Genomic DNA, 22,194 nt, shown 5'->3' on the forward strand with positions numbered 1-22,194 from the left:
GGCTCAGTATTTCCGGTTCGGGAATTCCTTCGCCGCCACCTCGGCCGGGAACACGCCTTCCTGCACCGTGATGCGCTTGGCCACCGGCTGCCCGGCCGCCACCGCCTGCGCGGTCTGCATCAGGGTCGGGCCCAGCAGCGGATTACATTCGATGGTGACGTTGAGCTTCCCCTTCATCATCGCTTCGAAGGCGCCGCGCACGCCGTCGATCGAGACGATGACGATGTCCTTGCCCGGCTTCAGGCCCGCTTCCTCGATCGCCTGGATGGCGCCGATGGCCATGTCGTCGTTGTGCGCGTACAGCACGTTGATGTTCTTGCCCTCGGACTTCAGGAAGGCTTCCATCACCTCCTTGCCCTTGGCGCGGGTGAAGTCGCCGGTCTGCGAACGCAGCACCTTCAGCTTCGGATTGCCGGCGATGACTTCGGCAAAACCGTTCTTGCGGTCGGTGGCCGGCGCCGAACCGACGGTGCCCTGCAGTTCGACGATGTTGAGCGGCTTGTCGCCGTTCTTCTTCGCGTAGTCCAGCAGCCAGCGCCCGGCGCGGCGGCCCTCTTCGACGAAATCGGAACCGATGAAGCTCACGTACAGCGAGGGATCGGACACCTTGACCGCGCGGTCGGTCAGGATCACCGGGATCTTCGCGTTCTTCGCCTCGCGCAGCACCGTCTCCCAGCCCGTTTCGACCACCGGCGAGAAGGCGATCACGTCGACGCGCTGGGCGATGAAGGAGCGGATCGCCTTGACCTGGTTCTGTTGCTGCTGCTGGGCGTCGGCGAATTTCAGGTTGATGTTGGCCTGCCTGGCGGCTGCCTTGATCGAGGCGGTATTGGCGGTGCGCCATTCGCTTTCGGCGCCGACCTGGGAGAAGCCGATCGTGAGCGGCTTGGCGGCTTGGGCTGGGGTCGCGGCTACGCATGCCATGGCAGCAGCCACGGCTACGCCCAGCAGGGTTCTGCGGGTGAAAGGCATCGCTTGTCTCCGGTATTGTTGTGTAGCCAATACTAGAACAGGATGCGATACTCATCCAATCATTTTTTGTGCTGGCCCGATACCGGTTTCCGTATCACTCTCCAGCCGATGCGGCCCCGCCTGCGAGCTTCGTCAACAGAAGCGAGTAACTCGATTCGATGCAGGCTGGCACCTGCTCGGAGAGCGGCTTCATATGCGGCGCCGCCAGATGCCTGTCCAGGTCGGCCTGGCTCTGCCACTCCTCGATGAAGACGAAGCGGCGTGGATCTGCCCTGTCCCGGTTGATCTGATAGCTGATGCAGCCTTCCTCACCCAGGGTGGTATCGACAACGCTACGGAAAAGCTGCTCGAGTTTCTCTTCGAAGCCGGGCTTGGCGACGAAGACGGCGATCACGGGCAAGGTCATGGCGGTCCTTGAAAACAGGTTGGGAGCAGATTATCACAGGGTTTGCAATACTTCCCGCTCGCGCGTATACACGCCGACCGCTTTGCCGAATATCTCCGTCTCGGATTCGTAAGTCAGGCCAAGGCGCCTGGCGACCCGCAGCGACGATTCATTGGCCGCGGCGATGAGCGCCCGAACTTTCGGCTCGCGCCGGATCTCGAGCGCATGGTGCACGGCAGCCGCCGCCGCTTCGTTCGCGAACCCCTGGCCCCAAAAGGCACGATAGGTGTTCCAGCCAAGCTCCATTACGGAGCAATCCTCGCGAAAGAACGCCCCGATCGTGCCGACGAGTTGTCCCGTCTCCTTTTCCTCGACAGCCCACCATCCGGCGCCATGGATGAGCCAGAGTCCTGCTTGCGAACAGAAGATGCGCCAGGCAGCTTGGCGGTCGGCCTGGACCAGGTGGGCCGCGCTGACCGGGTCGGCCAAATGGGCAGCGAATGCGTCGAAGTCTTCCCTTCGATATTCACGCAGCGTGAGCCGCTCCGTGTGGAGGCGTGGGACAGAAGTGCTGAATTCGCTGTTCATGTGGTGGATTCCTTATTGTGGTGCCGGATAAGCCGCCGATTGTCGGTTGCAAGCTGCAACGCGCGCTTATGGTCCAGTCCCATTGCAGTTGTTTTATTCCCCTGGCCGTTCTTGTGCTTTCAAGGATTCTTTCATTGCTTCTTTGTCCCGTAACTGCACCAGCAATTTCCCATTCAAGGTCGTACCGTTCAGGCCCATGTAACTTGTATGACCAGAGTCCTGCAGCCGCACGACTTGCATGCCTTTGTGCATCATCGGAGTCAACGCAATCTGGCGCTGCTTTCCATCGGACATCGTGATGGTTTGGTGGTAGCTGCCAGCGAACTCCGTCCCCAGGAATTGACCAGGAGTGAGTTTTTCCTTGATCTCAAAAATCGCTACATCGAACGGCCTCTTCGCCAAGTCTTCGGAATCGCTATTCGAAGCAGCCACGGCGTGCGGCAGGTTGGATGCGAGAAGTCCTGCCGTGAAACCAGCCAGCACACCCAAAAGAATTTTGAATTGCAGTGCTTTCATGGGATGACGCCTCGTCCGTTGGTTGACCTTAGTTTTGAGGGCACTGGCAAGCTCTATTTCAAATAATACAAAAGAAAACTTGTGCAATATGCTCGCTTTGTCACCAATGAACGACCGTTAAGATTCAAGGGCTTCGCTCTCCCATTTCAGAACGCAACAGCAGCAAGCCATACAAGCCACCCGCCAGCGAACCCTCCCTGGCCACGAATTTCACCTCCAACTGCCCGCCCGCGTCCTTCACCAGCGCCGCCGGCAAGCTGACGTCGCGCGAATAAAACGCCTCGGCTTCGTCCGCCGTCAGCGCTACCTCCGCCACCGTGATGCCGTTCACCAGGATATCGAAGCGCCGCCCCGCATCCGCGCGCGCAAAGGTCAGCCGCAGCAGCCTGGCCTCGCCCTTCGGGTCCTTTAGCCGGTAGCTGAACCACTTGCTCGCATGCCGCCAGTGCCGTCCCTGATTGACGCCGGCCTCGGCGCCCTCGCCCTGGAAGCCGTGATCGACCTCCGGCTGCTGCTCGCCCGGCGCCACCCGGTCGATGGTGCGCGCCTCCAGCGCCAGCCGCTCGGCTTCGCGCGCCGCCGTCTCGGCGCGCATCTGCGCGTAGGCGCCCGGCGTCGATTGCGGCAGGTACATCGCATAGCGCGCATCGTGCAGGCGGAAGAAAGGAATGAACTCGGTTGACGATCCAAGCCCGCCGCCCTGCACCACGCCCGGCGGCGCAGTAAAGGTCAGCGGCTTGCCTTTCACCGGCTTGAACCGCTTCAGGAAGGCGCGATCCGAAGCAACGAAGGTCGGCGCCGCCTCCAATGGACACACCTGGCCGGCAGCGATATGCCCCATGCGCGTATCGTCGGCCAGGAAGTTCAGGTGCTCGCCGGGGAAGGGATTGGTCTTTGCCGCCAGCACGATGGGTCCGTGCAGCACGGCATAGTAATTCGACTTGTCCGGCATCTGCTCCAGGCGGGTGGACATCGGCAGGCTGACGTCGACCCGGTCGCCCTTGCGCCATGCACGCGCAATGATGACATAGCCGCCTGGCTGCGCATCGACGCGCACCCGACGCCCGTTGACGCGCACGCCCAGCTTGCCGGCCGCGACCCAGGCCGGATAGCGGATCTTCATGGTGAAGCGGGCATGGTCAGCAACTTCGTCGACCGTGATGCGCGTCCCCGCCTGGTCCGGAAAGCGGTTGGTCTGCCTGACCTGCACGCCCTGCTCGCGCCACTGCAGCACCGAGGGAATGAACAGGTTCACGAACAGCGCGTCCTTGTCGTGCGCATAAATGAACTCCCCATACTTCGCATGGCTCTCGATGCCCGAGCCGACGCAGCACCACATCGCCTGGTCCACCTGCGAATAGACGCGATAGTGGTTCGGGCGCATCGGCGTGAAGTAGACGAAGCCGCCGCTGCCCGGCCGCTGCGAGGCGAGGATGTGGTTGTACAGCGCGCGCTCGTAGTAGTCCGCGTACCTGCCCTGCTCAGTGGCTGCGAACAGCATGCCGGTCAGCTTGAGCATGTTGTAGGTGTTGCAGGTCTCCGGTCCCTCGACCTCGTTGATCATGGGGCTGAAGTCGGCGGCATCGTGGAAGTGCTCCTTGACGCTGTTGCCGCCGATGGCGACCGTGCGGTGCTCGACCACGGTCTGCCAGAAGAAGCTGGCGGCCTGCCGCATGTCCTTGCGCTTGGTGAGTTCGCCGATGCGCTGGAAGCCGATCACCTTCGGGATCTGGGTGTTGGCGTGCAGGCCGGTCAGCCGGTCTTCGCCCTTCTCCAGTGGCGCCAGCACGGCCTGGTGCGAGAACTTCAGCGCCAGGTCGAGGTAACGCGCGTCGCCGGTCATCTGGTAGACGTCGGCGAAGATCTCGTTCATGCCGCCATGCTCGCTCTTGAGCATGGTCTGCATCTGTTCCTCGCTGAGATGGCTGCTCAGGCGCAGCGCCCAGTCGCTCAGCGCGATCAGCATCGCGCGCGCGTCTTCGTTGCCGGTGTACTTCCAGGCGTCGCGCAGGCCGGCGTAGATCTTGTGCAGGTTGTACCAGGGGACCCACTTGCCGTTGACCGAGAAGTTGTCGGCCTGGAGCCGGCCTTCGGCGATGTCGCGCCAGGCTGCGCGGCCGCCGGGGATGCCGCCGAGGTAGCCGTCGCCGTTGGCGGTCTGGGCGCGCTTCAGCTCCGCGATGAAGTAATCGAGCCGCTGCTTCACTGCCGGGTCGTCGGTCGACGCAAACATCAAGGCCAGCGCCGACAGGTAGTGGCCGCCCATGTGGCCATCGAGCCCCGTCGATTCCCAGTTGCCGTAGCCCGGCTGCTTCGGTGTCAGGCCGGCTTCGCGCAGAAATGGCGCCAGCAGGCGGTCCGGCTCCATCGCCATCAAATAGTGCAGGTCGGTCGCCTGTGCTTCGAGGAAGGGACTCGGGCCCAGGCGCACGTCGCGCAGGGGGAAGAGCTCGGCGGCCTGCGCGGACGCGGCGCCGAATAAAAGTAATAGCGCTGCGATCCGTGTCAGGTTCATGCTTACCTCATTGCTTCAGTTCGACGCCGCCTCAATACTCTTGTAGCGGTTCAGGTCCTTGGGATCGACGACCGGCCAGCCGTCCTGGTCCCACTTCATTTCCAGCATTTTCAGCTTCTGCTTGTACTTGTCCGCCGTCTCGTAGGCGTGCAGCACCAGCCAGTCCTTGCCCTCAAAAGAGTAGGCGCTGTTGTGGCCGAGCGCCTTCCAGTCCTTGTCGCCTTGGATGAGGATGGTGCCGCCGCCCTGCGCCATGTCCTTGCCCTGGCGGTCGAGGTAAGGCCCGGTGACCTGCTTGGCGCGGCCCACCACCACGTGGTAGGTGCTCTTCGGTCCCTGGCAGCACAGGCCCCAGGAGACGAACAGGTAGTACCAGCCATTCTTCTTGAAGATGAAAGGACCTTCGATCTGGGCCGCGCCGGGTTCTTCGTCGGGCGTGAAGGCCGGACGCTCGCGGCGCGCGATCGTGTGCCATTCCTGCGGTTCGGCGAGCCTGGTCCAGCTGGGGTCCAGCTTGACCAGCTTGATGCCGCCCCAGAACGAGCCGAAGGACATCCAGCCATTGCCCTTGTCGTCCTCGGCCACGTTGGAGTCGATGGCGTTCCACAGGTCGCGGCCCGGCACCGACTGCACGATCATGCCCTGGTCTTCCCAGCGGTAGTTGGGCGAGCGCGGGTCGAGCGTGGCGTTGGTCGTCACGCCGATGCCCGAGGTGTTCTTGCCGAAGCCCGACACCGAGTAGTACAGCAGGTAGCGGCCATTGTGGTATTGGATGTCCGGCGCCCAGATGTGGTCGTTGAAGGTCGGGGCGGCCTTCCTGGCCCAGGCGGGTTCGCCAGCGAAGACCCGGCCTTCGGGGCGCCAGGTCAGCATGTCGCTGGAGCTGTAGAAGGTGATGCCGGGGCCGGTGCTGTACAGGTAGTACCTGCTGCCCTCCTTTGCCATCACCGGGTCGTGGATGCTGACCTGGGCGGCGGTGGCTGTGCCGCACAAGGCGATGCATATGGCAGCCAGCGCCGCGTGGGCACGATGTGCCCACCCTACGGGACGCATTGCGGTCCCGTTTGCGTACATCACAGGGCGGGCTTGCATCGCTTAGCCCTCCACGCTGAAGACCATCACCGCCTTGGCCGGCACCTTGACGGTCAGCTTGCCGCCGGCAGCCTGCGCGCTGAACGGCGCCGGCTTGATCGCCTGCGGCTGCTCGAAGGTGTTGTGGGCGTCCATGGCGGCGGCGGTCAGCACCTGGCCGCGCACGGCGCCGATGGCCTGGCCGGCCACGTCCAGCGTCACGTCGGTGGCTTCGCGCGGGTTGGTGTTGACCAGGGCGACATAGACCTTGCCATCCTTGCCGCGTGCCGCGGAGGCGCTGATGCCCGGTACGCCCTGACCGTTCTCGCCGTAGACCGTGTTGTTGGCCAGGGTGATCGGCAGCGAGGTCGCGTCCTGGAAGGGCACGTACATCTGGTAGGCGTAGTAGGTCGGCGTCAGCAGCATCTTGTCCTTCTCGGTGATGATCATGGCTTGCAGCACGTTGACCATCTGCGCGATGTTGGTCATGCGCACGCGGTCGGCGTGGGCATGGAAGATGTTGAAGTTGAGCGCGGCGACGACGGCGTCGCGCAGGGTGTTACGCTGGAACAGGAAGCCCGGGTTGGTGCCCGGCTCGACGTCGTACCAGGTGCCCCACTCGTCCACGTAGAAGCCGATCTTTTTCTGCGGGTCGTTCTTGTCGAGGATGGCGACGTTCTTGCGGATGTGCTCATCCATGCGCAGCGTGCGCACCATGGTCGAGAACCACTCGGTTTCCGGGAAGCCGATGGCGGCGCCCTTCTTGTCCCAGTTCCCGGTCGGCAGCGTGTAGTAGTGGAAGCTGATGGCATCAAGGCCGCGCGCGGCGTCGCGGCTCAGCACCTCGGTCCAGGCGGTGTCGTTGTCGTTGCCGCCGCTGGCGATCATCTTCGGACGCACGTTCGGCGGCGCCTTCAGGAAGGTCGTGTAGTGGTTGTACAGGCTGGCGTAATACTCGGGCTTCATATTGCCGCCGCAGCCCCAGGCTTCGTTACCGACCGCGAAATACGCGACCTTGAAAGGCGCCGGATGGCCGTTTTTGGCGCGCAGCTCGGCCAGCGAGGACTTGCCTTCGGAGGTCATGTACTCGACCCATTCCGCCATCTCCTGCGGCGTGCCGGTGCCGAGGTTGCCGTTCACGTAGGCGTCGGCGCCGAGCTGCTCGACCAGGTCGAAGAACTCGTGGGTGCCGACCGCATTGTTTTCCGGGACGCCGCCCCAGTTGGTGTTGACCTTCACCGGCCGCTTGCTGCGCGGGCCGATGCCGTCGCGCCAGTGGTACTCGTCGGCGAAGCAGCCGCCCGGCCAACGCACCAGCGGCACGTGCAGGTCCTTCAGCGCGCCAACGACATCCTTGCGCCAGCCGCGCACATTGGGGATCTTCGATTCCGGGCCGACCCACATGCCTTCGTAGATGCCGGTGCCGAGGTGCTCGGCAAACTGGCCGTAGACGTCCTTGTTGATCACGGCGCCGGGTTGATTGGCGTCGACGCGCAGGCTCACCTGGGCGAACGCGGGCGCGGCCAGGACCGAGAGCGCGGTCAGCACGCCGGCGGCGATGAGCGAAGGTTTGATGGCTTTCATGTGGGTCTCCTTTGTCTTTATTTTTTGAATACGCCGGCGAATCCGCCGTGCGCCTTGATGCCGATGCGTTGCTTGCCGCCGCCGGCAATCGGCGATTGCACGAATTCGCGCGCCTGCCGGCCGTCCGTGATGAGCTGCCCGCGCAGTCCGCGCAGGAAGCCGAGGTCGAGATCGAGTGCCAGGTCGGTGTCGCCGCCATTGAAGCCGGCCAGGTACCAGCTGTCGCCGCTCTTCCTGGCGATGACGGCGTAGCGGCTCGGGTAGCCGTCCACGAAGCGCATCTCGTCCCAGCTGCGCGGCAGGTCCTGCAGGAAGCTTTTCACGTAGCCGGGCACGCCGGCCATGCCTTCCGGCGTCTCGGCAAAATGCTGGATCCCCGACAGGAACAGCACCGATTCCGCCAGCTCGAAACCGTTGTGGGTCGCGCGGCGGATGTTCGGGATGTCGCCGAACACCATGGGCGTGAAATCCATCGGGTCGAACAGGTTGCGCGTGAACGGCAGCATGGCCGCATGCGCCGGCACGGCATCCTGGTCTTCCTGGGTGAAGGTGGTGAACTCCAGCCCGCGTACCGCTTCCGCCGTCATCAGGTTGGGCCAGGTGCGCGCCCAACCACGCGGCAGGGTCGCGCCATGGAAGTTCACCAGCAGGCCGGCCTGGGCGGCATCGTTCAGGATGTCGATGTAGTAAGCGATCATCGACTTGCCGTCGCCGCCGAAGAAGTCGACCTTGATGCCCTTGACGCCCATGGCGCGCAGGCGCGCGAACTCGGCCATGCGCTGCTCGTGGGTCAGGAGCCTGGATTTCGGCGTATAGGGCGTTGTGTTCCAGTCGCCCGAGGAGTTGTACCAGGCCAGCAGGCCGATGCCTTTCGAAGCAGCGTAAGCGGCCAGCTCGCCGAGCTTGTCGTAGCCGATCTTGCGGTCCCAGTCGGCGTCGACCAGGGTGTAATCCCAGTGCATCTCGGCAGCGTAGTCGATGAACTTCTTCTGCACGGCGAACACGGTGGCGTCGTCCTTCAGCAGCGCCCAGCTCCAGGACGCGTGACCGGGTTTTGCCGGCGCGGCGTCGAAGGCGACCACGGGCGCGGCGAGGTCGGTGCCGAGCGTCGATTCCATCACCGTGCGCATGCTGCCGAGGGCGATCAGGCGCCAGGGCGAGCTCAGCTCGCCGCGGCTCTCGGCCAGCAGCGCGCCGCCAGGGATGACCTCGGCCGCCATCGGCTGGCCGAGGCGGTAGATGCCGCCGCTGCTGTCGGCCTGCAGGCGCGAGGCGTGCCAGCTGCCGTCCAGCCCTGCTTCGCTCAGGGCGACCCAGGTGGCGCCGGTGCGGAACAGCGCCGGGAACACCCAGCCCGAGGGCAGCGGCGACGGCGTGCCGACCGCGATCTCGCGCCGGTAATGCTCTTCGTAGGACGGGTTGGTATTGCTCCAGCCGGTCTGGGCGACCGACATCGGCTGCAGCCAGGCCCTGGCGCCGGCGTCGAAGCGGAAGCTGGTCGCCTCCGCCACGAATTTCTTGATCGGCAGCCCGGGTTCGCGCACCCGGTAGCGGAAGGCCACGCCGTCGTTCGAGACACGGAAGACCACGTCCATGGCCTGCCCCGCCGCGTTGCGCACGGTGACGACCTGCTCGTTCGCGCGGTAACTGATATGACGCTTCTTGCCGGTGGCGAGTTCGTAGCTGTCACTGACCAGCTTCACCGACGACAAGGCCGTCAGCTCGAGGCCCGCCGACAAATCGGCGCCTTCGAGCTGCAGACCCAGGCGGGACGGCAGGATGACGGGCTGGCCGTCGCGCCGGATACTGTACTCCAGCGTGTGCGCAGCGGTAACGTGCACATCCACGACGACATGGCGGTCCGGACTGGTAAGCACCGGCACCGGAGGCGCTGCAAAGGCGGAATGGACGGCAAAACCGAGGGTGACAAGTAGCAATTTGGTCATGTCGGCGACGTTCGAGTATCAGCAAAACCAGCCGTCGTTCCCGCGCAGGCGGAAACCCAGTTTCTGCACGCATGCACGCTCAACTTGGGTTCCCGCCTTCGCGGGAACGACGATTTTTTGGTCAGGTCCAGCCTGCGTCGACCACGAAATCCTGCGCCGTGCACATCTTGCTGTCGTCGGCCGCCAGGAACAGCACCATCGCGGCGATATCCTCGGACATCAGCTTGCCCGGCAGGCATTGGGCGCGCCGGATCTCGGCTTCGCCGGCTTCGTCCAGCCACAACTCGACCTGGCGCTGGGTCATCACCCAGCCCGGGGTCACGGTATTGACGCGGATGTTGAAGGGACCGAGATCGCGCGCCAGGCAGCGCGTAAGGCCGGTGACGGCGGCCTTGGTGGCCGCGTACACCGGGTAGCCCGGGTTCTTGGCGTGGAAGGACATCGAGCTGAAATTGATGACCGAACCGCCGCCGCGCCGCTTCATGCCCTCCAGCGCCGCCTGCACCGTGAAGAACATCGGCCGCTGGTTGATGGCGATGCGCTCGTCGTAGTAGGCGGGCGTGACATCGCCGATCTGGTGGCGCTGGTCGTTGGCGGCATTGTTGACGACCACGTCGAAGTCGCCCAGCTTGTCCGCCAGCTCGGCCATCGTGGCTTGCAGCGCCGGGATGTCGGTGATGTCGCAGTAGCGGAACAGCGGTGCATGACGAGTGCACTGCGGCCCTGACTCCAGCGAAGCGGTGAGGCGTGCCACCAGGGCTTCGCTGGCGTCGGCCACGATGTCGACGAAGGCCACCACCGCGCCCTGCGCCACGAAGGCGCTGACGATCGCCTCGCCGATGCCGCTGCCGCCACCGGTCACGAACACGCGCCTGCCCGCCAGGCTTCCATACTTGGCCAACTTGTCCATCCTGTCTCCGTCTTGTCTTTTTTTGCGATGCTTATTGCTTGCTCAGTGCTTGCCCAGCTGGCCGTCGCGGCGGCGCCAGGTGCCCATGGGATTATCGTCGCGCAGCACCGCCGGGAGCAAGGCCTGCGGCAGGTTCTGGTAGCACACCGGGCGCAGGAAGCGGTAGATGGCGCCGGTGCCGACCGAGGTGCTGCGGCCGTCGGCGGTGGCCGGGAACGGACCGCCGTGGACCATCGCATGGGCCACCTCGACGCCGGTGCCGAAGCCATTGGCCAGGATGCGCCCTGCCCTGCGCTCCAGCGCCGGCAGCAGCTCGCGCGCGGCGTCGATGTCGGCGTCTTCCAGGTGCACGGCGGCGGTCAGCTGGCCTTCCAGGCGCTCGGCAACCGCGCGCATCTGCGCCACGTCCTCGCAGACCACCAGCAGCGAGGCCGGGCCGAACACTTCGGCGTGCAGCTCGTGGCGCTCGAGGAAGTCGGCGGCCGAGACGCGGAACAGCGCGGCGTGGCCCTGGTGCTCTTCGTGCTCGAGGCGCAGCAGGGTCGTCACCGAGGCGTGGCCGCGCAGCGCTTCGACGCCGCTGCGGTAGCTGGCCGCGATGCCGGCGGAGAGCATGGTGGCCGGCTGGGTGGCGTTCAGCGCCTCGGTCGCGGCCTTGCAGAAGGTCGCCAGGCCGGGGCCGTCGATGGCCAGGACCAGGCCGGGATTGGTGCAGAACTGGCCGACGCCCAGCACCAGCGAGGCGGCGAATTCGCGGCCGATGCGTTCGGCGCCCTGCTCCAGCGCGTGCGGCAGCAGGAACACCGGGTTAATGCTGCTCATCTCGGCATACACCGGAATCGGCTGCGGGCGTGCCGCGGCCACGGCCATCAGCGCCGTGCCGCCCGAGCGCGAGCCGGTGAAGCCGACCGCCTGGATGGCCGGATGCGCGACCAGGGCCTGGCCGATGCCGTTGCCGGTACCGGTCAGCAGCGCGAACACACCGGCCGGCAGGCCGCACAGTTCGACCGCCCTGACGACGGCGCGCGCCACCAGTTCCGAGGTGCCGGGGTGGGCCGAGTGGGCCTTCAGTACCACCGGGCAGCCGGCCGCAAAGGCGGACGCGGTATCGCCGCCGGCCACCGAAAAGGCCAGCGGGAAGTTCGAGGCGGCGAACACGGCGACCGGGCCGACGCCGATCAGGCGGCTGCGCAGGTCGACGCGCGGCGGCGTGCGTTCCGGCAGCGCCGGGTCGATGCGCGGGTCCTGCCAGGAGCCTTCGCGCAGCAGGCTGCCGAACAGGCGCAGCTGGTTGACGGTGCGTCCGCGTTCGCCTTCGATGCGGGCGCGCGGCAGGCCGGTTTCCAGCATCGCGCGCTCGACCAGGGCATCGCCCAGTGCGAGGATCTGCTCGGCGACGGTGTCGAGGAAGCGCGCGCGCTCTTCGTCCGAGGTAGTGCGGAAGGTGTCGAAAGCTTCACCGGCCAGAACGCAGGCGCGGTCGATCTGCGCGCGGTCGACCATGTGGAAGGCCGGCTCCAGGTGTTCGCGCGCGTGCGGGTTCCAGGCCCGGAAGGCGCCGCCGGCGCCCTGCTCCGCGCGGCCGCCGATCAGGGCCTCGCCGGTGAGCGTCGTCATCGTGGTATTCATAAGGTCTTCACTTTCACATACTGGGTCGGGCTCACGGCGAGCGGATTGCGCAGCGGCGGGCCGAAGTCGGGCGCACTGATTTCGAAGGTCTCGCCGGCCTGCACCTGCACGTTGTCGGCGAAGCTCAGCGTGGCGGTGCCGAAGAAATGGATATGGACGTCGCCGGGACGCTTGAACAGGCCGTACTTGAAATGGTGGTATTCGAGGTTGGCGATGGAGTGCGACATGTTCTGCTCGCCCGAGACGAAGGCCTTTTCCCAACGCACCTGGCCGTCCGTGCCGAGGATGCGCGACACGCCTGCGACGTGGGCCGGCAGCTCGCCCACCAGCAGTGCCGGGCCGAGGCCGCAATTGCGCAGCTTGGAGTGGGCCAGGAACAGGTAGTTCTGGCGTTCGGTCACGTGGTCCGAGAACTCGTTGCCGAGGGCGAAACCGAGGCGCCGGGGCCGGCCGTCCGCGCCGATCAGGTACAGCCCGGCGATCTCCGGTTCCTCGCCGCCGTCCAGCGAAAAGTCGGGCATGTGCAGGGCCTGGCCGCTGGCGCGCACGATCGAGCCGTCGCCCTTGTAGAACCATTCCGGCTGCACGCCGGGCGTATCGCCGGCCGGCTTGCCGCCCTCCACGCCCATGCGGAACATCTTCATGCTGTCCGACAGGGTCTCGACGTCGCCGCCGATCTTCTTGTGCATGGCGTCGCGGGTGTCGGCGCTGCCGAGGTGGGTCAGGCCGGTTCCCGTCACCTGGCAGTGGGCGGGGTCCGGGTGGTCGAGCGGCGCCAGCAGGCGGCCTTCGCGGGCGATGGCTTCATAGGATTCGTCGGCGGCGCTGCCGGCGGCGGCGTCGGCCAGCGTGGCGAGGCCCTTGCCCTGGGCGATGGCGGCCTGCGCCAGTTCGAGGGTCGAGGCGTAGCCGGCCAGCGGGGCGACCGTGTCGCCGTTCAGGATGCCGACGCGGCGTTCGCCGGCGGCGGTTTTGTATTGGATGAGCAGCATGTTGGTGTCTCCGTCTCAGTGCGAGTGTTTTGGCACAGCCGAACCGCGGCAGCCGACCAGGAAGTCGAAGTCGCAGCCTTCATCGGCCTGCAGCACGTGGTCCAGGTACAGCCCGGCATAACCGGTCTTCGGCGGCGCGACCTGGGTCTCCGCGCGGTCGGCCAGGCGGGTCTTGATCTCCTCGTCGGAGACGTCCAGGTGCAGGCGCCCGTTCGCGCAATCGAGCTCGATGAAGTCGCCATCCCTGACGATGCCGAGCGGGCCGCCAGCCATCGCTTCCGGCGCCACGTGCAGCACCACGGTGCCGTAGGCGGTGCCGCTCATGCGCGCGTCCGAGATGCGCACCATGTCGGTGATGCCCTTGGCCAGCAGCTTGGGCGGCAGGCCCATGTTGCCGACTTCCGCCATGCCCGGATAACCCTTCGGACCGCAGTTCTTCATGACCATCACGCAGGTCTCGTCGATGTCCAGGTCCGGGTCGACGATGCGCTGCTTGTAATGGTCGAAGTCCTCGAACACGACGGCGCGGCCGCGGTGCTGCATCAGGTGCGGCGATGCCGCCGAGGGTTTCAGCACGGCGCCGCGCGGCGACAGGTTGCCACGCAGGATGCAGATGCCGCCGTCTTCGATCAGCGGGGTGTCCAGCTTGCGGATCACCTCATCGTTGTAGATCGGCGCATCGAGGCAATTCTCCCACAGCGATTTGCCGTTGACGGTCAGTGCATTCGGGTGCGGCAGCAGGCCGCCCTCGCCCAGGCGGCGGATCACGCCCGGCAGGCCGCCGGCATAATAAAACTCTTCCATCAGGAAGCGGCCCGAGGGCAGCAGGTCGACGATGGTCGGGGTGCCCTTGCCGATGTTGGTCCAGTCCTCCAGCTCGAGCGGCACGCCCATGCGGCCGGCGATCGCCTTCAGGTGGATCACGGCATTGGTCGAGCCGCCGATCGCCGCGTTCACGCGGATCGCGTTCTCGAAATTCTCGCGGGTCAGGACTTTTGACAGCTTCAGGTCTTCGTTGACCATCTCGACGATGCGGATGCCGGACATGTGGGCCAGCACGTAGCGGCGCGCATCGACCGCCGGAATCGCGGCGTTGTGCGGCAGCGAGGTGCCCAGGCTCTCGGCCATGCAGGCCATGGTCGATGCCGTGCCCATGGTGTTGCAGGTGCCGGCCGAGCGCGAGTGCCCGGCTTCGGCCGCCAGGAAGTCGTGCATGGTGATCTGGCCGCCCTTGGCCTGCTCGTGCAGCTGCCAGACGGCGGTCCCGGAACCGATATCCTTGCCGTTCAGCTTACCGTTCAGCATGGGGCCGCCAGTGACGACGATGGTCGGGATGTCGACGCTGGCCGCGCCCATCAGCAGCGCCGGGGTGGTCTTGTCGCAGCCGACCAGCAGCACCACGCCGTCCATCGGATTGCCGCGGATCGACTCTTCGACGTCCATGCTGGCCAGGTTACGGGTCAGCATGGCGGTTGGGCGCAGGTTGGATTCGCCGTTGGAGAAGACCGGGAATTCGACCGGGAAGCCGCCGGCCTCGAGGATGCCGCGCTTGACGTGCTCGGCGATCTTGCGGAAATGGGCGTTGCAGGGGGTGAGTTCGGACCAGGTATTGCAGATGCCGATGATCGGCTTGCCCTGGAATTCGTGATCGGGGATACCCTGGTTCTTCATCCAGCTCCGATACATGAAGCCGTTCTTGTCCTGGGTGCCGAACCACGCGGCGGAGCGCAGCGTGGGCTTCTTCTTTGTCTCGGACATGTCTTCCTCCTCGTTATTCTGTACTGCTCAGCGATGGAGGAAGTCTACGTAGGCGCTAGATAACTATCCAATCAAATTTTTGCAAAGATTGATATCGATTTCAGTATCGCATTAGCCCGTAAGGCCGGGTTGCCTGAAGCGCTGTTCGGGCAGGCCGCGCACGCCCGGTGCGCAAGCGAATACGCCGCCGGAAGCTGGCGCATCGCGCAGCTGCGCAGGCGTCAGCTCGAAGGTGGCCGAGCTCACGTACAGCACGTCCAGATCCGGCCCGCCGAAGCTCGGACAGGTCGGGTGCGGCGCCGCCAGCGCCACGACGCGGTCGACGCTGCCGTCGGGGGCAAACCGCACCACCTGCCCCGCGCCCCAGCGCGCGCTCCACAGGTAGCCTTCGGCATCGATGGTCGAGCCATCGGGCGCACCCGGCGCCGCATCATGCGCGGCGAAGGTGCGCGGATTCGACACCGCGCCGCTGGCGGGATCGTAGTCGCAGCAGCGGATCTCGGAGGTAGCGGTATCCGCGTAATACATGGTGCGGCCATCCAGACTGAAGCAGATGCTGTTGGCGATCGCGACGTCGCCCAGCGGCAGGCGTTCGAGCCGCAGGTCGTGGTTCAGGCGGTAGAAGCCGCCGACCGGATGCTTGGGATCGTTCAGGCGGTTGAAGGTACCGAACACGAAGCGGCCTTGGCGGTCGACCCGGCCGTCGTTCAGGCGCGTGTGCGGGATATGGCTTTCCACCTCGCAGATGCGTTCCAGCTCGCCGGTGGACAAGGTGAAGAAGGCCAGGCCCGATTCGAGCCCCAGCAGCAGCCTGTCGTCGCTGGCGGTCAGCGCCATCGAGCACAGGCTTTCCGGCAGCGGCCAGCGCTCGATGGCGCCGCCCGCCGGGCTGTAGGCGCACAAGACCCGGTCATGGATGTCGGTCCACAGCAGCCTGCCGGTGCGTTCGTTCCAGATGATGCCTTCGCCCAGCGCGTGCCGGCTGTCGACCGCCAGTTCCATCATGTGTGTCAGTCTCCTTGGTCGATCGAGAAGCGGAAGCGCGACTCGGTATCGTAGGTGTCGCCCGGGCGCAGGATCGTGTTCGGATACGCGGGCTGGTTGGGCGAGTCCGGGAAATGCTCGGGCTCGATGCAAAAGCCGGTGCGGTGGGCATAGCTGCGGCCCTTCCCCGCCAGCGAACCGTCGAGGAAGTTCCCGCTGTAGAACTGCACGCCCGGCTCCTGGGTGAACAGCTCCAGCACCCGGCCCGAGCGCGGATCGCGCACGTGCACCGCGCGCATCATATTCCTGTCGTTGGGAGCGCGGTCGAGCACGAAGCAATGGTCGTAGCCGAGGCCGTGGCGCAGCTGCTTGTCCGGCATGGCGATGCGCTCGCCGATGGTGCGCGGCTGGCGGAAGTCGAAGGGCGTGCCGGTGACCGGCGCCAGTTCGCCCAGCGGAATCGATTCGGCGTCGATCGGCACGAAGCGGTCGGCTTCGATCAGCAACTCGTGGCCGAGGATGTCGGCAGCGGCCTGCAGGCCGCACAAATTGAAATAGCTGTGCTGGGTCAGGTTGACCGGGGTCGGCTGGTCGGTGGTGGCCTGGAAGCGCACCACGATCTCGTTGTCGTCGGTGAGACGGTAGGTGACGGTGGCGTCCAGGTTGCCGGGATAGCCCTGCTCGCCGTCCGCGCTGCGGTACCTGAGCACCAGGCTTTCGCCCTCGACGGTGGGAGTCCACAGCACCTTGTCGAAGCCTTTCTGACCGCCGTGCAGGTGGTTGTTGCCGTCGTTGGTCGGCAGCTGACAGGTTTTCCCATCGAGCACGAAGCGGCCCTGGCGGATGCGGTTGCCGTAGCGCCCGATCAGCGCGCCGAAGTAGGGGCTGTCGGCCAGGTAGGGTTCGAGGGTCTCGAAGCCGAGGGCGACGTCGTCGATCTTGCCGTCGCGGTCGGGCACATGGATTTCGTTGATGATGCCGCCGAAGTCCAGGATCCTGACCACCATGCCCTTGGCGTTGGTGAGCGTAAATTGGGTGACTGTGGCGCCGTTGGGCAAGGTCCCGAACGGCGCCTGCGCGATACCGGTTTGCACGTTGTGATGTCCTCAGAGAGTGGAAGGCCGCCCGAACACCGGCATGCCGTCCTCACTCCAGCGCAGCGGCTTCACGAACGTATGGCGGTCCGGATTCCACAGCGGATCGCCGACGATTTCGGTGTAGGTGCGCGCGTGATAGACCAGCATGACGGTGTCGCCATCTTCAGCATAGGTAAAGCTGTTGTGGCCGGGTCCGTAGATGCCATGATCGTAGCATGTACGGAACACAGGCTCGCGCGCCTTTGACCAGGCGGCCGGATCGAGCAGGTCGGCATCCTCGTCGGCGACCAGCAGGCCCATCGCGTAATTGTGGTCGGTGGCGCTGGCCGAGTAGGAGATGAAGATCTTGCCGTTGCGGCGCAGTACCGACGGACCTTCGTTGACCCAGAAGCCGCGCGTCTCCCAGTCGAACTCCGGCTTGGACAGCATGACCGGCTTGCCCTCGATCTGCCAGGGCGTCTTCATCGGCGCGATGTAGAGGTTGGAATTGCCCTCAATGTCCTTGTCCTTCTGCGCCCACAGGTAGTAGAGCACGCCCTTGTGGCTGAAGGTGGTGGCGTCCAGGCAGAAGCTGTCGATGCCGGTATCGACCTGGCCCATGAACTCCCAGATCCCCTCCAGGGGGTTGGCGTTGGTATTGCGGATCGCGTACATGCGGTGCTGGAACAACTTGTCCTTGATCTCGCGGCTGGGCGCGGCGGCAAAGTACACGTACCAGGCGCCCATGTTGAAGTGCAGCTCGGGCGCCCAGATCAATTCGCTGTACGGGCCGGTGTCCGGCTTGATCCAGGCATCCACGGTCGGCGCCGTGGCCAGGCCGGCGATGGTGGTGGCGCGGCGCAGCTCGATGCGGTCGTAGAGCGGGACCGAGGCGGTGAAGTAGTAGTAGCCGTCCGTGTGTTTATAGATGTACGGGTCGGCGCGTTGTTCGATGAGTGGTTTGAGTACGGTTTCCATGATGATTTGTTTGTAGTTTGCGGACATGCGTGGGCACGGTGTGCCCACCCTACGCTGTACGTAATTCTTCCTTCACCGTGCCATAGTAGGCATCGCTGATGCGGTACTTGAACATCAGTGCCCCCATCAGGAAGTGGAAGAAGCCCGGGATCACCGACAGCATCAGCGCAATGCCTTGCAGCGCGAGCTGGCTCTGTTCCTGGTTGGGCTGGTAGTGGAAGTAATCGAGCAGCAGGCCGACCATGCCGCCGGCGATGGCCATGCCGGCTTTCTGGCACACCGAGATGCCGCCGAAGGCGAAGCCGGAGACGCGCTTGCCGGTCTTGACCTGGCCATAGTCGATGGTCTCGGCGATGGCCGACCAGAACACCGGCGCGTGCAGATCGACCACCAGCGACAGCGCGAAGTACAGCACGAAGGCCGTCGCCTTGTCGCCCGGCGCCACCATGAAATAGATCATCACCGACAGCACCGCCACCATCAGCTGGGTGTAGCGGAACAGCTTGACCTTGCAGTAGAACTTGGTGACCCAGGTCGACACCACCATCGCCAGGATCGCCGCCGCCACGCCCGTTGACAGGAAGGCCGAGACGGTGGCGGTGTCGCCGTGCAGGTAGTACTTGGCGTAGTAGATCGCCACCGAGCCGCGGATCACATAGCCGACGGTGCCGGTCAGGCAGACCGCGCACAGGATCAGCCACTGGTCGTTCTTGAGCAGCACCCTCACCTGCTCGAGCAGCGGCTGGCGCTCGACCTTGTGCACCACGCGCTCGGTGGTGGTGAAGAAGCAGAACAGGAACAGGGCCACCCCCAGCAGCGCCATCACCGCCATCGCCAGCTGGTAGCCGGCGGCCGGGCTGCCGTTGCCCCAGCGGCTGGCCATCACCGGCACCACGATGGTGACCATGAAGGCGCCGACCTTGGCCAGGAACAGGCGGTAGCCGTTGGCCGACAGGCGCTCCTGCGGGTCGGAGGTCAAGCCGCTGATCAGGGAGATGTAGGGCACGCCCACGCCCGAGGTCATCAAGGTCATCAGGATGTAGGTCGAGTAGGCCCAGACCAGCTTGGCGTCGTAGCCCCAGTCCGGCGTCGAGAACACCATGAACACCGACAGCCCGTAGGGCACGGCCAGCAGCAGCAGGTAGGGCCGGTAGCGTCCCCAGCGCGTCAGGAAAGTGTCGGTCATCTGCCCCACCACCAGGTCGGAGACGGCGCCGATCACTTTCACGGCCACGAACAGCAGCGCGAGGTCGCGGGTGCGCAGGCCGTAGACGTCGGTGTAGAAGAAGGTAATGATCAGCATCATCGACGAGATCACCACGTTGAGCGCCATGTCACCGGCGCCGAAGCCCACCTTTTCGAGGGTCGATAGTTTCTGGTCTTGCGTCTTCATGCCTGCATCCCTTCAAACGACGAGGGTGCCACCGGCCTTCCGGCAAGGGCACCCGTGATTGCGCTACCGGCCCATGCTGGCGGCCGGCCCTCCGATCAGTACTTCCAGCGCAGCGCCAGGCCGACCACGCGGTCGTAGCGCCGCACGTCGCGCGGCAGTTCCGGCACGCCGTGGTAGTCGTGGTAGGCCTGGTTCAGCAGGTTGCTGCCGTCCAGGGTCACGACCAGGGTGTCGGTGAATTTGTACGAGACCGAGGCGTCCAGGGTCTTGATCGGCTCGACGATCAGATCGAAGCCCAGGCCACGGTAGTTGTAGGTATCGACGAATTCGTCGCGCCAGCTGTAGGCCACGCGCGCCGACCACGGCCCGCGCTCGTACATGCCGACCAGGTTGTAGGCGGTCTTGGACATGCCCGGGAAGGTGTTGCGGCTGCCGTCCGGCTCGGTCATGCCGCCGTTCATGTAGGTGGCGTTGACCTGCACGCCCAGTCCGCCCAGCCAGCCCGGCAGCGACGGGAAGAACTGCTGGTAGGCCGCTTCGAAGCCGTACAGCTTGGCGGTATCGGTGTTGTACGGGCGGTCCACCAGGTAGCGCTGGCCGTCGATGACCTCGGTGGCCTGGCGGTGGCGCAGGAAGTTCTTGAAGTCGTGCTTGAAGGCGGTGCCGGTCAGCGAACCGTCTTTCGAGAAGTACCATTCCAGCGCCAGGTCCAGGTTGCGCGCTTCCTGGGGCTTCAGGTTCGGGTTGCCGCCGGTGCCGGTCGGGTCGTTGGCATTGGTGGCCGTCACCGATCCCAGTACCACGCCCGGGTTGTAGTCGCCGAAGGCGGCGCGCTCGATCGCCTTGCCGTAGACCAGGCGGCCGACCAGGTCCTGGCGGAACTTGGCGCGCAGGTTCATGCTCGGCAGGACGTCGGTATTGCTGCCCGAGACCGCCACCGGCGTCACCGGTCCGGTGCCGGCACGCGAGTTGCCGACGATGTTCTGCCTGGTGCGCACCACGCGCACGCCGGCGCTGCCGTCGACCGGGATGCCGAAGGCGTCGAAGGCGATCTTCGCCTTGCCGTAGATCGCGTTGGTGGTTTCGCGGTCGGTGTAATAGGACAGCGGATCGTCCGGCAGGCCGGCGGTGGTGCCGAGGATGGCCTGGCGCACGGCGCCGGTGTTATCGAGCAGGAAGTCCATGCAGCCGGCGTAGAACTGGCTCACGCCGTAATTGCCATGGATCGCGGGGCTGACGCAGGACAGGCCCGGGATGCTGCTCGGCGCCAGGCCGGTGATGGTGGCCGGCCGGTAGTTGCCCAGTTCGTGGGCGTAGGAAGCGTCGCGCTGGGCCCAGCGCAGGCCGCCCGACAGCTCCTTCAGGATGCCCATGTCTTCCGGGCTCCAGGCGATGTCGCCGCGCCAGTCGTTGGCGCTGCCGTTCGCGTGGTTGTGGTTGTCGTACAGCGCGATCATGGTCCACTTGGACGGATCGATCAGGTTCACGCCCGGATAGTCGACGAAGCCGCCGCCGTCGCGGGTGCCGCCCGTCACCGGATGGGGCGCGGTGTAGATCGAGTCCAGGATCGGGTTCTCCTGGCGGTAGGTCGAGACCGTGCGCACGTATTCCGAGGACAAACGCAGCGTCGGCGTCATGTCCCAGGTCCCGCCGATCGCGCCCTGGCTGCCGCGCGACCAGTCGCGCCTTGCCTGGGTCGAGGACAGGACCAGCGAGGTATCGCTCGGGTTGCTGATGGTGTCGAGGTATTGCCTGCCGCCCGAGGTGACGGTGGTGACGGTCGAATTCGGGTTATTGATCGGGAAGCCGCCGACGAAGAACACGTTTTGCGAATCGACGTCGATCCTGGTCGAGAAGCCTTCGGCGTAGAACTCCATGTCGCGGTTCGGGCGCCACTGGGCCGACAGGTTGGCGGCGATGCGCTTGCGGTCGCCGGTGGTCATCACGCGGCCGTTGCCGTCGGCGCCCTGCACGCCGGCCGGATTGGTGTAGGTGACGGGCTGGCCGGCCCACGCGGTTTCGTCGTGGTAGCGGCCGCGCTGCCAGGACAGGCCGCCCAGCAGGCCGATCTCGCCGATGCCGGTCTTCCAGCGGTTCGACCACAGGCCGCCCACTTGCGGGTCGGTCTTGCCGGCCTTGTCGCGGTGTTCGCCGCGCAGGTTGACGGCGGTCTGGCTGCCCTTGAAGTCCAAGGGACGGAAGGTGCGCACGTCGATCACGCCCGAGGTGCCGCCTTCGACCATCTCGGCGCCCTGCGATTTGTAGACGTCCACGCGCTGCAGCATCGAGACCGGCACGTCGGTCAGGTTCAGGCTGCGGCCGGCGGCGGTGAACATCTCGCGGCCGTTGAACAAGGTGGTGACGCCGCCCAGGCCGCGGATCACGATGCGGCCGGCTTCGCCGTTCTCGCGCACGGTCTGCACACCGGTGATGCGGCCCAGGAGTTCGGCCACGTTCTTGTCGGGGAATTTGCCGATGTCTTCGGCGACGATGGAGTCGACCACCTGCTCGGCGTTCTGCTTGATCGCCTGGGCGCTCTGGGCCGCCTGGCGCTGGCCGCTGACGACCACGACGTTCGCGTCGTCCTGCTGGGCCTGGACGGATGCGCTGCCCAGCATCCCGGCACCGGCGAGCGTGGCGACGATGCCGCGCAATGGGAAGATGCGTTCCATATGTCTCCTAAGTATTCTTATCTTGTGCTGTCCATGGCATGTCTTTATGTGTGCATGCTCAGCGGTATCTTAGGAGGGAAAGTGATTTCAATCCAATCAAATTTTCCGCATTTCCGATATCGAAATTCGTATCGATTGCCCCAAAATTTCGCGCCAGAAAGTATGTGCTGTATGCACGATGGGTGTCAATTTCTTAAATGAAAATGGGCGTTGCGGAGGGGCGAA

General features: G+C 65.4%; 17 protein-coding genes. All 17 read right to left on the reverse strand.

Annotation, left to right across the window (positions count from 1 at the left end; translation table 11 throughout):
* Positions 1 to 3: 3 nt before the first annotated feature.
* Positions 4 to 972, reverse strand: a complete 969-nt coding sequence (locus tag NX782_RS06515) for an ABC transporter substrate-binding protein (RefSeq protein ID WP_258844623.1) — start codon at positions 970 to 972, stop codon at positions 4 to 6.
* A gap of 94 nt (positions 973 to 1,066) precedes the next feature.
* Positions 1,067 to 1,378 (reverse strand): putative quinol monooxygenase, encoded by a 312-nt coding sequence (locus NX782_RS06520; RefSeq protein ID WP_258844624.1) that lies wholly within the window; start codon positions 1,376 to 1,378, stop codon positions 1,067 to 1,069.
* A gap of 33 nt (positions 1,379 to 1,411) precedes the next feature.
* Positions 1,412 to 1,945, reverse strand: a complete 534-nt coding sequence (locus NX782_RS06525; RefSeq protein ID WP_258844625.1) for a GNAT family N-acetyltransferase — start codon at positions 1,943 to 1,945, stop codon at positions 1,412 to 1,414.
* 93 nt (positions 1,946 to 2,038) lie between these two features.
* The gene (locus NX782_RS06530; RefSeq protein WP_258844626.1) at positions 2,039 to 2,461 is read right to left on the reverse strand and encodes a hypothetical protein; all 423 of its coding nucleotides are present in this window, start codon (positions 2,459 to 2,461) and stop codon (positions 2,039 to 2,041) included.
* Between the two features lie 124 nt (positions 2,462 to 2,585).
* A complete protein-coding gene (locus tag NX782_RS06535; RefSeq protein WP_258844627.1) occupies positions 2,586 to 4,976 on the reverse strand; it encodes a glycoside hydrolase family 127 protein in 2,391 nt (796 codons plus the stop codon).
* 15 nt (positions 4,977 to 4,991) lie between these two features.
* Positions 4,992 to 6,029 (reverse strand): arabinan endo-1,5-alpha-L-arabinosidase, encoded by a 1,038-nt coding sequence (locus NX782_RS06540; RefSeq protein ID WP_258844628.1) that lies wholly within the window; start codon positions 6,027 to 6,029, stop codon positions 4,992 to 4,994.
* A 42-nt stretch (positions 6,030 to 6,071) separates the two neighbouring features.
* Positions 6,072 to 7,631 (reverse strand): alpha-N-arabinofuranosidase, encoded by a 1,560-nt coding sequence (locus tag NX782_RS06545; protein ID WP_258844629.1) that lies wholly within the window; start codon positions 7,629 to 7,631, stop codon positions 6,072 to 6,074.
* A gap of 17 nt (positions 7,632 to 7,648) precedes the next feature.
* Entirely contained in the window at positions 7,649 to 9,577 is a 1,929-nt protein-coding gene (locus tag NX782_RS06550; protein ID WP_258844630.1) for a glycoside hydrolase family 97 protein, read from the reverse strand.
* 121 nt (positions 9,578 to 9,698) lie between these two features.
* On the reverse strand, positions 9,699 to 10,487 hold the full coding sequence (locus NX782_RS06555) for an SDR family NAD(P)-dependent oxidoreductase (protein ID WP_258844631.1): 789 nt from the start codon (positions 10,485 to 10,487) through the stop codon (positions 9,699 to 9,701).
* A 42-nt stretch (positions 10,488 to 10,529) separates the two neighbouring features.
* A complete protein-coding gene (locus NX782_RS06560; RefSeq protein ID WP_258844632.1) occupies positions 10,530 to 12,116 on the reverse strand; it encodes an aldehyde dehydrogenase (NADP(+)) in 1,587 nt (528 codons plus the stop codon).
* Positions 12,113 to 13,108 carry an AraD1 family protein gene (gene araD1, locus NX782_RS06565; RefSeq protein ID WP_258844633.1) on the reverse strand — a complete coding sequence of 332 codons (996 nt, stop codon included), beginning with the start codon at positions 13,106 to 13,108 and terminating at the stop codon, positions 12,113 to 12,115. The genes NX782_RS06560 and araD1 overlap by 4 nt, the downstream gene beginning before the upstream one ends.
* A gap of 15 nt (positions 13,109 to 13,123) precedes the next feature.
* Positions 13,124 to 14,866, reverse strand: coding sequence for an IlvD/Edd family dehydratase (locus NX782_RS06570; RefSeq protein WP_258844634.1), 1,743 nt, complete (start codon positions 14,864 to 14,866; stop codon positions 13,124 to 13,126).
* A gap of 111 nt (positions 14,867 to 14,977) precedes the next feature.
* A complete protein-coding gene (locus NX782_RS06575; protein ID WP_258844635.1) occupies positions 14,978 to 15,871 on the reverse strand; it encodes an SMP-30/gluconolactonase/LRE family protein in 894 nt (297 codons plus the stop codon).
* A gap of 5 nt (positions 15,872 to 15,876) precedes the next feature.
* The gene (locus NX782_RS06580; RefSeq protein ID WP_258844636.1) at positions 15,877 to 16,944 is read right to left on the reverse strand and encodes an aldose epimerase family protein; all 1,068 of its coding nucleotides are present in this window, start codon (positions 16,942 to 16,944) and stop codon (positions 15,877 to 15,879) included.
* A 12-nt stretch (positions 16,945 to 16,956) separates the two neighbouring features.
* Positions 16,957 to 17,904: a glycoside hydrolase family 43 protein gene (locus NX782_RS06585; RefSeq protein WP_258844637.1), complete on the reverse strand. Its 948-nt coding sequence runs from the start codon at positions 17,902 to 17,904 to the stop codon at positions 16,957 to 16,959.
* A gap of 49 nt (positions 17,905 to 17,953) precedes the next feature.
* Positions 17,954 to 19,297, reverse strand: a complete 1,344-nt coding sequence (locus tag NX782_RS06590; RefSeq protein ID WP_258844638.1) for an MFS transporter — start codon at positions 19,295 to 19,297, stop codon at positions 17,954 to 17,956.
* A 95-nt stretch (positions 19,298 to 19,392) separates the two neighbouring features.
* Positions 19,393 to 21,969, reverse strand: a complete 2,577-nt coding sequence (locus NX782_RS06595) for a TonB-dependent receptor (protein ID WP_258844639.1) — start codon at positions 21,967 to 21,969, stop codon at positions 19,393 to 19,395.
* Positions 21,970 to 22,194: the final 225 nt, after the last annotated feature.

The sequence above is a fragment of the Massilia norwichensis genome (genome assembly GCF_024753245.1).
GTDB lineage: Bacteria > Pseudomonadota > Gammaproteobacteria > Burkholderiales > Burkholderiaceae_D > Telluria > Telluria norwichensis.